This is a genomic window from Chryseobacterium sp. GW823-FHT05E08 (assembly GCF_058795655.1).
On the sequence record NZ_JBXAHY010000001.1, the window covers coordinates 54,120 to 69,241 of the forward strand.

Sequence of the window (15,122 nt, forward strand, 5' to 3'; positions counted from 1 at the left end):
AATGTCAGGTTTCGGGATATCATTTTTGACAGATAGAAGTCAGAAATTCAATCTATCAGGATTGCAAGATAGATGAGATTCATTAACTAATGCTGGAAGCCAATACAGCTTTCAGTGGTCATAGCCAACATTCGTGATGGCGAAATATCATGCTTGAGTTTATTACGGTTTGATGGCTTGCTATCCTTCAGTCTTTCAACTTTGGATTAACTAAAATTCAATTATAATGAAAACAAAAAAACAACCCACAATTATTGCTTTTTCCACTCAAAAGGGAGGCGTAGGAAAAAGCATATTTACAACATTAATGGCAAGTATCCTTCATTATCGAATGGGATATCAGGTTGCTGTCTTTGATTGTGACTTTCCACAGTACAGTTTACTCCAAATGAGAGAGCGGGATTTAAAAATGGTGATGCAGAATGAGATTTTAAAAAAGATGGCTCACAAGCAATTTAGGAGTATTAATAAAAAAGCTTACCCCATTTTTCAGAGTAAAACTGATCAGGTTTTACAAGAGATAGATATGTATGTTGATGGCTCGGAAATAACTCCTGATATTATATTTTTAGATCTACCGGGAACTGTGAATACTGCTGGTATTTTAAAAACATTGACGAATGTCCATTATATTTTTTCTCCTATTACTGCAGATCGTCTCGTATTGGAAAGTACGCTAAGTTTCACCGATGTTCTGACCAATGTATTAATGAAAGAAACTCAAACAGGAATCCGAGCTATCCATCTTTTCTGGAATCAGGTGGATGGAAGAGAACGGACGTTACTCTACAAAAATTACAGTAAAGTGATTTCAGATTTAGGACTGCCGCTTATGGAAACAAACATTACAGACAGTAAAAGATTTCGAAAGGAAGGAGAGACCATTACAAAGACTGTTTTCCGATCGACTTTACTGCCTGCAGATCCTAAGTTGTTAGCTCAGTGCAGGCTGGATCAGTTTATAGAAGAATTTTTAAGAATTGTAAAACTATAAGAGTATGGAACATGACAAAAATAACAATGAAGATAACGGTATCGATGAACAATATCTGATGTCCATTATGGCAGGAAGTCCCAAGAAAGAAGTTTCTGTACAAAATGCAGATCCCCAAAAGGAGAAAGCTATAACAAAGAATAAGTTGAAGAGTCAGAAAAGTAATGATATAACTTATATGGAGCAGTTTCTTACTCATCATACAATGACTAAGCGTGGTGATAAAAGTATCTATATCCGTTCTGAATATCACGAACGCCTCTCACGCATTATTCAAATCATCGCCGATGATCAGATTCCTCTGTATGCTTATCTGGATAATATACTGGCTTATCATTTTGAAATGTTTGAAAAGGAAATTACTGATGATTTCAATAATAAATACCGTCCAATCTTTTAATCTATCCTCTTATGGAACAAATTATCATCATCGGTTTATTAATCATTATTGTTTTAGTTCTTGTAGACAAAAAAATTTCAATCAATTTCCGTGGAAAAGATAATGTTACTAAAACTAAGAATCTACCATCTATTATGGGAGAGACAATACAAAGAGAAAGACAACCATCGTCAATCGATACGAATGAGAGACAAAATGAATCTACTTTACAAACAGAAGATAATTTTGAATTAGAAACCAGAGAAGCCGAATTTGACACTATGGGTCAGACTAAAAATCTCGATGATATCCTAGTCAAAAATGATGAATGGGAGCAGGAGAATGAAGATTGGAAATATGAGAACTCTACTATTGAAAGCGGGTTTGCTACAGGGGTTACCTTTCAGGAATTGAGTACTGTGGGTCAGCTGCTGCAACAGGACGTGCTGAAGCCTGACTTAGAACGACAAGCAGTACATATAATTCAAAAAATTCAGGGAACCGAGCTTTTTGATCTGTTAGAGAATTCATTAGGAGATGCTTCAAAAAGAATTGCCATTTTGTTGAGAGAGAGCATTTCGAATGATGACCAAACCGTTTTTTCCAAACGTAAAAATTCTGTAGATGGTTTCGATATAGGGGAGTTTATTTAACTCCCCCTTATATCTTTTTCATTTATTTTTTATCAAACAGTAAGTCCAAATTCATCTGCAATATCCCTGACCAGTTTTGAGTGAATTCTCTTATGGCTATTCAACGGATCTAAATAATTGCCTATCACTAATTCCTTTATTTCCTGTTCTGAGGTAAAGATCTTTTTACCTTTGATCTCAAAAGTTTCATACAAATCCTTGATGGTTGAATTGCAATAGATGTGTGCATTTCTGATCACACTTTCTGCAATATCTTTATGGTAGGAATATCGATCATTTAAAGCAAAGATTTCAAGATTTCCCTTTGCTTTTATAACGTCAGGATCCGTGTCTTTTTTGGAGTTGCAAAGTACCATTTCCAATGTGAAGTTTTTTTTGGAAACGAGGAAATCCACAGCATCTACTTTTGTTCTGAACTCATATGTATTCTCGATAGACTCAAGGAACGGATGAATATTTTTTTTGAGCGTAAATTCCTTCTGTCCTTTTAATGCGCCTGAATTGCAAAGCGCACAACTTGGTATTAAATTATAGAATGAAAGAGCCAGATAAGGGTGTCTTCCTTTATTAAAAAAGTGATCAAACTGAGGTCTTGACTTTAGTTTTTTACTTTTAATTGTGAATGTAAAGTTGGCATTGCAGTAGGGACAGGTATTCATATTCAAGATTGCTGCATGATCATAGGCAAGTTTTCCTTTATTTTTTGAAATAAAGGATTTGCTGTTATTGTCATAATTGAATATCTGAAAGATCTGAGCCTTAAACCAAGCTTTTGCGTCACTATCTTTCGTTGCTGAACCATCAGTTTTAGTAGGGTGATTTGTTATATACAATTGCTTTGCGGTATCAATAGATGCTTTTAGAGAAGTCATTATTATTTCAAGCTGATCAGGTCTTCCTATCATTACTGTATCGAGATTTGCTTCCAAAAATGTCATCACAGGCTTCAGTTCATCATTGGGCCATTTTTGCAGTTGATCTCTGATATCAAACTCTTTTTCGATCACTTTATAGTAATCCTTGGCCATAAGATCTAGCTCTGTCAGGCTATAGGGAACCTTTATCATTTTTTTTTGTTTTTTATTTTCAGCTTTACTTCTTTCATTCTCTCTTCCAAGATTGCGAGTTCCTCTTCAAGACCGAATTTCTCGAACCACATATCGGTCAATTTTTTACGTAAGATAGGCTCTCCAATACTGTCAATAATTTTTTTATAGTTGTCGTTAGGCTTTGAAACCTTTTTATTATTGAGATAACTGATAATCTTATTGATCTTATCTTTTGCATATTCGCCTATTAGCATTCCATCCATGTAGAATGAATCGGAGAAAAGCGTATGAATGTTGGCCGCAAATGTATTTTCATTATGATTTCGCTTGCTCAGAAATGTTGACTTTCCATTTTCCGTTTTATCAACAAAAAGAATTTGACATTTGAGGAGGTCTGAGGTTAAAAATGGGGTATTCGATGTGAATATCAATTGTATATTCTTATCAGCAAAAATGCTGCTTAAAAAATCCATAGCATTTTTAAAAAACTTTCGTTGCCATTCAGGATGGAATCCGGCATCGCCTTCATCAATCAGGATCATTAGATTCTTTTGTAAGGTCACAGATTTATCGTGTATCAGAGAATAGAACCGTGAAACAAAGGAAAGGTAGGATTGCTCCCCAGCACTCAAGGAACGCCAGCGAAATTGTAGAAATGAAGTCATCCCTCTGATTGTTGCATACGCTTGCTGAAAAGTTCTAAAGTCATCCTCGGCCTCAAAATCTATCAGCAAATGTGTTTCTGTTTCATCAGTCACATAAATCTTCTTATTATCAATCATTTTGGACACTAGTGCAGTAAACTGCGGTACTTTCCAGGACAGTTCTTTTAGCCTGGAAATCTCAATTTTTTTATCCTTATACATTGTCGATGCATCTTCCATCGTACTAAAAAAGCGTCTAATATATTCATCACGATTCTCGTTTTTTCTCAGCGGAATCTTGTGGAGATATGGATTGTTGACACTGTACTTTCTTTCAGTGATGAGAAAATTGATGAAGATCGCCTCTAGTAGATTGCTTAAAAAAAGATCTTTAATGTCGGAATGCAATGGAATACGCTTCTCAAGTTTTTGCAACAGTATGACAACATCCTTATAAGTCTTTTGATCAGTTTGAAATACTTGACGTTCCGATCTGTCAATATTCATTGAGAGATTTTTAGGTCTTCTAAAAGGCAGCTTCTCATTTGTGTGAGTCAGCAAAACGATAGCCTGAAGAACTTCCTGCAGATGTAGAAAATCCAGATCATTGGTGTGGCTCAACAAGGTTTGGTTTTCTTTCAAGGAACGAAAATCCTCTAAGATCCTCTTCCTTTCTTTTTGTAGCAGGGAGGTGGTTGAAATATTCTGAAGCCCATCCCAGTTTTTATTGTCTTCATTGAATTCAGGCAAGTAATGATAGTAGATGTAGGTGAAATCATCCAGACGTGATGAAGAACGTAGATTATTATAGGTCTCCTCAGTAAAATTAAGCCCCGCATTGTTTACAATTTTTAAAGGCATTGTCTCTGGATATGCTATAAAATAGCTTTGTCTTTTATGATCATCATACACAGAGTAAATAAATAAATCATTTTTTACAATTGCGCTTACGCCTTTAGGCAAATTACCTTTTATATATCTCAATACACTTGATTTGCCAGTTCCGTTTTTACCAATGATTGCACTAACATTGGTAATGTTTTTTTCTTCAATAAAATCATCAATGTAATTAGGATTTGTTTCGATGGTCAGGGTAAAGTCATCATCCATATCTATAAGCAAGTTAGATGATAGATTTATTCCAGCTTTTTTCAAATTATTGTATTCTTTGATCCATATATAATGTATCTGCATTCCTGTTTAATTGTTTTTATGGTTAGTTTTTAAATGATTAATTATTCTCCAATTTAATAAATTAAATAGTTCTACAAAAATCTTACTTCGGTAATGCAATCTAAAGCGAAACAGTTCCACTGAGAGCCACGTTCACTCGCTGCTTTACTTTCCTGATGACATTTGTTCCAGAATCCTGCAGGGTGCAGGATCATTATTACAAAAATCAATTCGGATTATGAAAAAAGCTAGAAAAAAAGTTTGGCTGACAATGTTTGCTTTATTATCAGGAGCTGTTGTTTTTGCCCAGGGCAACGGAACCGCAGGAATCAATGAGGCTACACAGATGGTCACTTCTTATTTTGAACCCGCTACACAATTAATTTACGCCATAGGTGCAGTCGTCGGACTCATTGGAGGTGTAAAGGTTTATAACAAGTTCAGCAGTGGGGATCCTGACACCAGTAAGACGGCTGCTAGCTGGTTCGGAGCATGTATCTTCTTAATTGTTGCCGCAACTATTCTTCGCTCATTCTTTCTTTAAAATGATGATTATGAATAGCTATCACATTAATAAAGGAATAGGAAGGACGGTAGAATTTAAAGGACTTAAAGCACAATACCTTTTTATTTTTTCGGGAGGCTTGTTGGGTTTGCTGATCTGTGTAATGATCATGTATATGGCTGGAGTTAATACGTATCTGTGTTTAATTCTCGGAGGAGTCAGCAGTGGACTTCTTATATGGCAGACCTTCGCACTGAATGGAAAATACGGTGAGCACGGTCTGATGAAATTAGGCGCACGCAAGAAGCATCCGAAATACATCATCAGTCGAAAGAGTATTTACAGGTATTTGAAAACTAACCGTAAAAGAGCATACGTATGAGAAATTCTTCCAAAGCAGCAACGTTGGAGAGTAAATTTCCATTGTTAGCCATTGAAAATGATTGCATTATTTCAAAAGATGCGGACATCACGGTTTGTTTTAAGGTCAGACTTCCGGAATTATTTACGGTTGCCTCGGCTGAGTATGAAGCAATCCATTCAGCATGGTTCAAGGCGATTAAAACGCTTCCCGACTATACCGTCGTTCATAAACAGGACTGGTTTATCAAAGAAAATTATAATCCTGATCTTTCAAGAAAAGATCAAAGCTTTCTTTCCAAATCTTTTGAAAGGCATTTCAATGAAAGACCTTTTTTAAATCATTATTGTTACCTGTTTATTACAAAGACCTCCAAGGAAAGAATACGGATGCAGAGTAATTTTTCATCTTTATGTAAAGGCAAACTGATTCCAAAAGAGATTAAGGATAAAGAGGTAATCAATCGTTTTCTGGAGGCTGTCGATCAGCTTGAGCGGATTATGAACGATCGTGGTTATATCCATTTGGAAAGAATGAGGGAGGATGAAATTTCAGGTACTGCTGAAAAGTCAGGACTTCTGGAACAGTATCTCACTTTATCTTGTGAAACCCATCCTTCACTGCAGGATATCAAGCTAGGTTCGGAAGAAATGCGGATCGGCAACAATCGTCTCAGCATGCATACCTTATCGGATACCGATGACTTGCCAGGTACTGTTTCATCTCACAGCAGATATGAAAAGTTAAGTACAGACCGTAGTGACTGTTTACTGTCTTTTGCGTCTCCTGTCGGGTTGTTATTAAGCTGCAATCACATTTATAATCAATATTTGTTTATTGACAACAGTGATGAAAACCTTTCTAAGTTTGAAAAATCTGCAAGGAATATGCATTCCCTGGCAAGGTACAGCAGAGCCAATCAGATCAATAAGGAATGGATTGAAAAGTATCTGAATGAAGCACATTCTTTTGGTTTACAATCGATACGTGCTCATTTTAATGTGATGTCCTGGTCAGATAATCCGGCTGAGTTGAAGCAAATAAAAAACGATACAGGAAGTGCTTTAGCTTTGATGGAATGTAAGCCTCGTCATAACACCACTGATACAGCCACTCTGTACTGGGCAGGAATTCCCGGAAATGCAGGCGATTTTCCGAGTGAGGAAAGTTTCTACACATTTATTGAGCCAGCACTTTGCTTCTTTACAGAAGAAACGAACTATCAGGATTCACCTTCTCCTTTTGGAATTAATATGGCAGATCGTCTCACAGGGAAGCCTATTCACTTGGATATTTCTGACCTTCCTATGAAACAAGGAATTATTACGAACAGGAACAAGTTTATCCTTGGACCTTCAGGAAGTGGCAAATCCTTTTTTACGAACCATATGGTCAGACAGTATTATGAGCAGGGGGCTCATGTTCTGCTTGTCGATACAGGAAATTCATATCAGGGATTGTGTGAACTCATCAAAGGTAAAACAAAAGGCGAGGATGGAGTATATTTCACCTACACAGAGGATAATCCAATAGCATTTAATCCATTTTATACTGACGATGGAATCTTTGATATCGAAAAACGTGAAAGTATTAAAACACTGATTCTCACTTTATGGAAAAGAGATGATGAACCGCCAACCCGATCGGAAGAAGTAGCATTGTCCAATGCAGTAAGCGGCTATATTGAAATGATTAAGACAAACAAACAGCATCCCTCATTTAATGGATTCTATGATTATGTCAAGGAGGATTATCAAAAAGTGCTGGAGCAGAAAAAGGTCAGGGAAAAAGACTTTGATATTACCAACTTTCTCAATGTATTGGAGCCATATTATAGGGGTGGGGAATATGATTACCTGCTCAATTCAGAAAAGCAGCTGGACCTGCTGTCCAAACGTTTCATTGTTTTTGAAATCGATGCCATTAAAGATCATAAGATTCTGTTTCCCATTGTGACCATCATCATTATGGAAGTTTTTATCAACAAGATGAGAAGACTTAAAGGAATTAGAAAATTGATCCTCATTGAAGAAGCCTGGAAGGCAATTGCCAAAGAGGGAATGGCGGAATACATCAAATACCTGTTCAAGACTGTCAGAAAATTCTTTGGGGAAGCTATTGTAGTGACCCAGGAAGTTGATGATATTATTCAGTCGCCTATTGTGAAGGAAAGTATCATTAATAATTCAGACTGTAAGATCCTGCTGGATCAGCGTAAATACATGAATAAGTTTGATGACATTCAGGCAATGCTTGGACTAACGGATAAAGAAAAATCTCAGGTATTATCTATCAATATGAACAATGATCCGAAGCGACTGTACAAAGAGGTTTGGATCGGATTGGGTGGAACGCACTCGGCAGTCTATGCCACTGAAGTCTCAACTGAGGAATATCTTGCGTACACTACCGAAGAGACAGAAAAGATGGAAGTGATGAATCTTGCATCAGAACTTGATGGCAATGTCGAACATGCTATCAAGAGGATTTCTTTAAAGAGAATCAAATCAACCACAGACAATTAATCAACACCTATTTACAACAATGAAAAATTTAATCATTAAAACATTAGTGGTGGCATTCTTCGCTACCTTCACCTTTGCAAAAGCACAATTTGTCGTTACCGATCCTGCTAATCTTGCATCAGGTATTTTAAACTCTGCCAATGAAATTGTTCAGACTTCATCAACTGTATCGAACGTTGTAAAAAACTTTAATGAAGTAAAGAAAGTTTACGAACAAGGCAAGGACTATTATGATAAGTTGAAAGCTATCAACAATTTGGTAAAAGATGCCAGAAAAGTGCAGCAAACTGTTTTGCTTGTAGGGGATGTTTCCGAGATGTATGTCAATAATTTCGGTAAAATGCTGAATGACCCGAATTTTAATGCGCAGGAATTATCTTCCATAGCCAATGGTTATTCTGCGTTACTCACTGAAAGCACTGAGCTGCTTAAAGAACTGAAGGAAATCATTACCTCTAATGGTCTTTCTTTAAATGATAAAGAAAGAATGGAGGTCATTGACCGAGTTTACAAAGAGGTCAAGGAATATCATAATCTTGTTAGATACTATACCAACAAAAATATTTCAGTGAGCTATCTGAGAGCTAAAAAGCAGAACAATACCAAAAGAGTATTGGATTTGTACGGAACCTCTAACCAAAAATACTGGTAATATGGAGCCTACGAATTTACATGAAGTTCTACGATCAGTATATGAGGAAATGATGCCATTGTGTGCAGATATGGCAGCCGTAGCAAAAGGGGTTGCGGGGTTAGGAGCCTTGTTTTATGTAGCCATCAAAGTTTGGCAGTCCTTAAGCCGTGCTGAGCCGATTGATCTGTTTCCGATGCTCAGACCATTTGCCTTAGGGATCTGCATCATGTTTTTTTCAACCTTGGTGTTGGGAAGTATCAATGGTGTTCTGAGCCCAATTGTTCAGGGAAGTCATTCGATGTTGGAAAATCAGGTTTTGGATTTGAATGAATTACAAGAGAAAAAAGATCTTCTGGAGAGAGAAGCTATGCTTAGAAATCCGGAGATGGCTTATCTGATTTCTAATGAAGAGTTTGATAAAAAGCTTGAAGAGCTGGGATGGTCACCTTCTGATCTGGTAACAATGTCCGGTATGTATATCGAAAGAGAAATGTTTGCTATCAAGAAAGACATACGGGACGGTTTCAGAGAATTTCTGGAGATTCTTTTTCAGGCAGCAGCATTGGTCATTGATACGATAAGGACATTTTTTCTGATTGTACTTTCAATATTAGGACCCATTGCTTTTGCAATTTCAGTCTGGGATGGCTTTCAGACCACTTTAACCCAATGGCTGACAAGGTACATTAGTGTGTATCTCTGGCTTCCTGTTGCTGATATTTTCAGTTCTATACTGGCTAAAATACAGTCACTCATTTTAGAGCGGGATATTGAAATGCTGGCAGATCCCACCTTCATTCCGGACACTTCCAATACGGTTTACATCATTTATATGGTGATCGGAATTATAGGATACTTTACCGTACCTACAGTTACAGGCTGGGTAATTCAGGCGGGAGGAGCAGGAAACTTTATGCGCAATGTCAATCAGACCGCCACAAAGTCGGGAAATATTGCGGGAGCAGCCGCAGGCTCTGCAACAGGTAATATTTCAGGAAGGTTATTAAAATAAAAATACAGTACTATGGAATTTAAATCATTAAAGAATATTGAGAGTAGCTTCAAGCAGATCCGTCTGTTTACGTTGGTTTTTACCCTCCTTTGTTTTGTAGTTGTAGGAGTCGTTGTATTTAAATCATATCAGTTTGCTGAAGAGCAGCGACAGAAGATTTATGTATTGGATAATGGTAAATCTCTGATGGTGGCACTTTCTCAAGATATGTCGATCAACAGGCCTGTTGAAGCCAGAGAGCATGTCAGAAGATTTCATGAGTTGTTTTTTACGGTAGCACCGGATAAAAATGCTATTGAAAGCAATGTGAAAAGAGCATTCAATCTCGCTGATCAATCTGCATTTAATTACTATAAAGACCTTCAGGAAAAAGGATATTATAACCGAATCATTTCAGGGAATATCCAGCAGAGAGTGGAGATAGACAGCCTAGCTGCAGACTTTGACAGTTATCCTTATACCGTAAAAACCTACGCCAGACAATTTATCATCAGATCAAGCAACCTTACCATAAGAAGTCTGATTACAAACTCCTCATTGGTTAATTCAGTAAGGTCTGACAGCAATCCTCAGGGATTTACCATTGAGAAATTCAACGTCCTTGAAAACAAAGATATTGAAACCGTAGAACGCTAAAAGTCCCCTTATGAAAAGAATAAGAGATAAAATAGAATATTACACCCTGCAAGCAGATAACCGTTGGAAAATTCTTCCTGTTAAGCGACAAAGATTATTAATCAAGCTTTTTTTCGGAGGATATGCTTTGCTCACTTTACTGGTAATTGTTAGTATCTGCATATCGACAAGTCAGAGGGATAATGAAATATCGATCAATCATATTGATGGAATTTCTGGGAGCCCTCAAACAAAGGATACAATACAAGCTAATAAGATTAACTCATTAATTAAGAAATAGAAGGATGAAAGATTCTGAAAAAATAAAAATCACAGAAGATGACCTACCTCAAAATGATAGAGTAATAGGAGATCATCCAAAAGCGAAATGGAAGCAGCTTAAAAAGCCAATGATCTATTGTTTAATGGCTTTATTATGTGCGATTTGTTTATATCTGATTTTTAAACCAAAAATCAATAATACGATTGTTGCAAAGGAAGGCCTTAATGTTGCAATTCCCCAGGCAAAAGACGGTCAGTTGCAATCGGACAAGCAAAAAGCTTATGAGCAGCAGCTTTTGGAACAAAAAACTGAAGAAAAGAGAAATGCCCTCACTACATTATCTGATTATTGGACAGATGAAAATGATGTTAATCAAAATTCCGGATCATCCTTATCTACCAGTAAATCAGGTGAGTTATCACGTTCAGACCAGAATGCGGTAAATAGTTATCGAAATGCACAACAGACCTTAGGTTCTTTCTATCGGCAGGATAATCAGGAAGTCAATGATCTAAGAAAGGAAATTTCCAGATTAAAAAAGGATGCAATACAAAATAATTCTGTTCCTGCAGGCCTCGGAATCAACGATCAGTTGGAACTGATGGAAAAATCCTACCAGATGGCAGCTAAATACCTTCCTTCCGCTTCGAAAGAAGGGACTATACCAAAGGAAAAAGAAGAAACAAAGCCATCGAATGAAAAGAAGGTTAAGCTTACCGCAGTGAAAGCTACTCATTCCAGAATAGTTTCATCCTTGTACAGAGAACCAGCTGACAGCGCTTTTATTCTACGGTTGAATCATAATAGATTTTTTGACGTACAAAGTGATAAAAAAAAACCAAGGCAATCTAAGAATGCGATAAAGGGTATTGTTTCTGAAACCAAAATAGTAGTGAATGAAAGTTCATTATCAATCATGCTCTCAGAAAGTATGCAGTTGGATCGTATAGAAATTCCATCAGGCACAGTGCTCATCGGAACAAGTAAATTTCAAGGGGGAAGACTTCATCTGAAAGTGAGTTCAATTGAATATGAAGGTAGCATTTATCCTGTGGAAATTAATGTATATGACAATGATGGGCAGCCAGGACTGAATGTTCCTTATTCACCTGAACAAAATGCAGTCAAAGATATGGTAGCGAATATGAGTCAGACTTCAGGAACGAATATTATGATGACCCAATCGGCCGGGCAGCAGATTGCATCGGATTTAAGCAGGGGAGTGGTACAGGGAGTGTTTGGTTATTTTCAGAAAAAAGTCAGACAGCAGAAGGTAACGGTAAAAGCTGGTCATCAGATTTTACTTGTACCAAAGAATAACTAATTAAATTAATAAAAAATGAACACACTAAAGAGCCATTATATTTTGGGAATTCTACTGCTGCTCATCCTAAGCAGCAGGTCATTTGCTCAGGATTCCACTACTTCTTATCTTCCTTTGGAGCAAGCACGATTGATACCGTTCAGAATGGAGGTTACCTATAATAAAACATCACATCTCTTATTTCCATCGCCCATTCGATATGTTGATCTTGGAAGCGATCTGTTGGTTGCTAATAAGGCAGAACCTATTGGAAATGTCCTCCGGGTTAAGTCGGCAGTAAGAGATTTCGAAGAAGAAACCAATTTTTCAGTCATTACTGAAGACGGAAAATTTTACAGTTTTGATGCATTCTACAGTCCTTATCCGGCAGTCCTCAGTTATGATTTATTAAAACTGCAGAGAGATACGGAACGACAATATTCAACAGATGTTTTATTTGAAGATCTTAAAGGAAGCCCATCTATGCTGACAGCACTTATTATGGAAAATCTTTACCAGAAAAGCAAAAGAACTATTAAGCATATTGTTTCCAAAAACTATGGAATTCAATTCTCAGTCAGGTCATTGCATGTCAATGATAACAAGTTTTATTTCACCTTGGAGGTTGAAAACTCCAGTAATGTGGCATATACTATTGAATGGGTCAACTTCAAGATTGTTGACAAGAAGAACTTAAAACGTATGGTTGTTCAGGAGAAGCTTTTAGATCCGATTCGCGTTCATTTTCCTAAAATAACGGCTTCCGATCACTCGAACATCTTAGGAATTTATCTATTGGATCAGTTTACGCTCCTAAAAGATCAGATTTTGGAAATCGAAATTTTGGAAAAGAACGGGGGAAGACATCAGAAAGTGCGGCTTAAAAATAAAGATCTGATTCATGCAAGGCTAATAACAGATTAAAAATAAAGACCAAACAAAATGAATAAAATGTTTTTAGCCGTAATTTTTATGCTTACCACTAGTATTTTACTATATGGATTTACAATTGTTTCGGAAATGAAAGAGACAGAATTTAAGTTTGATAATAAAAATTAATAAGTGTAGAGGTCAGAATTTTGGCCTCTTTTTCTTTTTTTAGCACATTAAAGTCACGAAAAATAGTTATTGCGAATATTATTGATATTCAATAGATTTGAATACGATCTGATTCAATACTAGAGTGAAGAGATCATCAATAAAAACTAAAACCAAATTATATTATGGGAAAAAAAACTTCCTTAATCAACTGCCATGCTCATATTTTTACAGGTGATCATGTTCCTCCTTATTTAGCCAAAACATTTCTGCCCTGGCCTTTGTATTATATTTTGTCTCTATCAATAATTGTTGGGGGTTTTAGACTCTATTTTGATACACTAGGGAAATGGAGGTTTAAGCCAAGATACAAGCGCGTTGAATCCTTGTTATACGATGTCAAGATTCAGGCCAGTAGAACGATAGCAGGAAAAATAGTAGCTTTTTTATTAGGGATACTTTTATTCGTAAATGTATTCTACATTATTTATGATTGGATTGGTTTAATCGGTTTTTCGCCTTCAATTTTAGGCGAGGAATTGCTTACAATAAGATCTATATTGGGTTCTTATCATTTAGTACAAAATTTCAAATCATTTTATGTCCAGATTACATTGGTTCTTACTTTTTTGATACTTTTTAAAAGTGGTAGAAATTTTATTTTTTTCATCCTAAAAAAAATATATGCTTTTTTAGGAATTCTTCCAGGAAAGCAGACCAAAGAACTTTTGGAGAGGTATTTAAATATAGGAAGGTATGCTTTTCATAGACAACAAAGTTCTACCTATATGGATCTTCGAGATCAATACCCTAAAAATACTGGATTTGTTATTCTTCCAATGGATATGGAGTACATGGAAGCTGGAAAGTTAAAAAAAGGAAGTGGTTATCTTGATCAGATGGCAGAACTTGTTGAACTAAAACAAAATAAAGAGTTTTCAGATTTTGTTTTTCCTTTTGTTTTTGCAGATCCAAGACGTTTAGAAGAACAGGATGATTATTTTAGATGTAGGATTACAAATAACCATGTTGAACTATTGGATTGTCATATAAAAGAATATATTATGGATCATCATTTTAGTGGATTTAAGATTTATCCCGCTTTAGGATATTATCCATTTGATGAAAGATTGCTACCCTTATGGAAATATGCTGCAGATAATAATTTACCTATCATGACTCATTGTATAAAGGGGACTATTTTTTACAGAGGAACTAAAAAGAAAGAATGGGATAGACATCCTTTTTTTCAGCAAAATATTGGAAGTGAACTTTATGAACCACTTTTGTTGAAACAAACTAAGAATATTGATTTTATAAACAATTTCACACATCCATTAAACTATTTATGTTTACTAGATGAAACACTGCTGAGAAAAGTGGTGAAGGACGCGAAAGATCCTAAAATTCGCGAGTTATTTGGTTATACTGATGAAAAGACTAAGCGTACGTGTAATTTAAGCAAACTAAAGATTTGTTTTGCACATTATGGTGGAGATGATGAATGGAAGAGGTTTCTCGAAATGGAACGCTATGATTTCAGTAAACAAATCATTACGCATCCGGATAGAGGGATTAAGTTTTTTCCAGAGAAAAATGAAAAGCCAACTCCTGGGAAAATGGAACAATTATGGAAATATGTTGATTGGTATTCACTTATTTCAAGTATGATGTTACAATATGAAAATGTTTATGCTGATATCAGTTATATTGTTCATAGTGATGAAATTCATCCTTTACTGAAACATTCATTAAAGAATGAAAATCTTAGGGACAAAATACTTTTTGGTACCGATTTTTATGTTGTAAGAAATCATAAAACTGAAAAATATATGCTGGCGGAATGTTATCATAATCTTGGTGATGCGGAGTTAGATACGATTGCATATGTTAATCCTAAACGATTTTTGTTTAACAATATTCATGGGAATATTAAAATTTAGTAAATGGCAGA

General features: G+C 36.0%; 15 protein-coding genes. 13 read left to right on the plus strand and 2 right to left on the minus strand.

Annotated features, from left to right (window positions below):
- The first annotated feature begins 226 nt into the window (after positions 1 to 226).
- Genes AC1Q7L_RS00225 through AC1Q7L_RS00235 form a run of 3 tightly spaced genes read left to right on the plus strand, consistent with a single transcriptional unit; the run spans position 227 to position 2,026 of the window.
- On the plus strand, positions 227 to 994 hold the full coding sequence (locus tag AC1Q7L_RS00225) for a ParA family protein (RefSeq protein WP_492305893.1): 768 nt from the start codon (positions 227 to 229) through the stop codon (positions 992 to 994).
- Between the two features lie 4 nt (positions 995 to 998).
- Positions 999 to 1,394 carry a DUF3408 domain-containing protein gene (locus AC1Q7L_RS00230; RefSeq protein ID WP_073174655.1) on the plus strand — a complete coding sequence of 132 codons (396 nt, stop codon included), beginning with the start codon at positions 999 to 1,001 and terminating at the stop codon, positions 1,392 to 1,394.
- Positions 1,395 to 1,405: 11 nt separating this feature from the next.
- Positions 1,406 to 2,026: a hypothetical protein gene (locus tag AC1Q7L_RS00235; protein ID WP_073174654.1), complete on the plus strand. Its 621-nt coding sequence runs from the start codon at positions 1,406 to 1,408 to the stop codon at positions 2,024 to 2,026.
- 32 nt (positions 2,027 to 2,058) lie between these two features.
- Here AC1Q7L_RS00235 and AC1Q7L_RS00240 read toward each other — a convergent pair whose 3' ends face one another.
- Together AC1Q7L_RS00240 and AC1Q7L_RS00245 are read right to left on the minus strand one after the other, a co-directional pair.
- Positions 2,059 to 3,093, minus strand: a complete 1,035-nt coding sequence (locus AC1Q7L_RS00240; RefSeq protein ID WP_139259962.1) for a hypothetical protein — start codon at positions 3,091 to 3,093, stop codon at positions 2,059 to 2,061.
- A complete protein-coding gene (locus AC1Q7L_RS00245; RefSeq protein ID WP_073174652.1) occupies positions 3,090 to 4,913 on the minus strand; it encodes an AAA family ATPase in 1,824 nt (607 codons plus the stop codon). Before AC1Q7L_RS00245 ends, AC1Q7L_RS00240 begins: the two co-directional genes overlap by 4 nt.
- Positions 4,914 to 5,130: 217 nt before the next feature.
- Between AC1Q7L_RS00245 and AC1Q7L_RS00250 the strand changes: the two genes are divergently transcribed.
- The 10 genes from AC1Q7L_RS00250 to AC1Q7L_RS00295 all read left to right on the plus strand — a co-directional run bounded on the left by AC1Q7L_RS00250 (position 5,131) and on the right by AC1Q7L_RS00295 (position 15,111).
- Positions 5,131 to 5,436: a DUF4134 domain-containing protein gene (locus tag AC1Q7L_RS00250; protein WP_073174651.1), complete on the plus strand. Its 306-nt coding sequence runs from the start codon at positions 5,131 to 5,133 to the stop codon at positions 5,434 to 5,436.
- A gap of 10 nt (positions 5,437 to 5,446) precedes the next feature.
- Positions 5,447 to 5,779, plus strand: coding sequence for a DUF4133 domain-containing protein (locus AC1Q7L_RS00255; RefSeq protein ID WP_073174890.1), 333 nt, complete (start codon positions 5,447 to 5,449; stop codon positions 5,777 to 5,779).
- Positions 5,776 to 8,283, plus strand: a complete 2,508-nt coding sequence (locus AC1Q7L_RS00260; protein ID WP_073174650.1) for a TraG family conjugative transposon ATPase — start codon at positions 5,776 to 5,778, stop codon at positions 8,281 to 8,283. The genes AC1Q7L_RS00255 and AC1Q7L_RS00260 overlap by 4 nt, the downstream gene beginning before the upstream one ends.
- 19 nt (positions 8,284 to 8,302) lie before the next feature.
- Entirely contained in the window at positions 8,303 to 8,935 is a 633-nt protein-coding gene (locus AC1Q7L_RS00265; RefSeq protein WP_073174649.1) for a DUF4141 domain-containing protein, read from the plus strand.
- Between the two features lies 1 nt (position 8,936).
- On the plus strand, positions 8,937 to 9,929 hold the full coding sequence (traJ, locus tag AC1Q7L_RS00270; protein WP_073174648.1) for a conjugative transposon protein TraJ: 993 nt from the start codon (positions 8,937 to 8,939) through the stop codon (positions 9,927 to 9,929).
- A gap of 12 nt (positions 9,930 to 9,941) precedes the next feature.
- Positions 9,942 to 10,565: a conjugative transposon protein TraK gene (gene traK, locus AC1Q7L_RS00275; protein ID WP_073174647.1), complete on the plus strand. Its 624-nt coding sequence runs from the start codon at positions 9,942 to 9,944 to the stop codon at positions 10,563 to 10,565.
- 10 nt (positions 10,566 to 10,575) lie between these two features.
- Positions 10,576 to 10,845, plus strand: coding sequence for a hypothetical protein (locus tag AC1Q7L_RS00280; RefSeq protein ID WP_073174646.1), 270 nt, complete (start codon positions 10,576 to 10,578; stop codon positions 10,843 to 10,845).
- Between the two features lie 4 nt (positions 10,846 to 10,849).
- A complete protein-coding gene (traM, locus tag AC1Q7L_RS00285) occupies positions 10,850 to 12,151 on the plus strand; it encodes a conjugative transposon protein TraM (protein WP_073174645.1) in 1,302 nt (433 codons plus the stop codon).
- Positions 12,152 to 12,166: 15 nt separating this feature from the next.
- Complete coding sequence (gene traN / locus AC1Q7L_RS00290) at positions 12,167 to 13,054, plus strand: conjugative transposon protein TraN (RefSeq protein WP_492305892.1); 888 nt, start codon at positions 12,167 to 12,169, stop codon at positions 13,052 to 13,054.
- Positions 13,055 to 13,353: 299 nt separating this feature from the next.
- Entirely contained in the window at positions 13,354 to 15,111 is a 1,758-nt protein-coding gene (locus AC1Q7L_RS00295) for an amidohydrolase family protein (protein WP_073174643.1), read from the plus strand.
- Positions 15,112 to 15,122 lie beyond the last annotated feature (11 nt).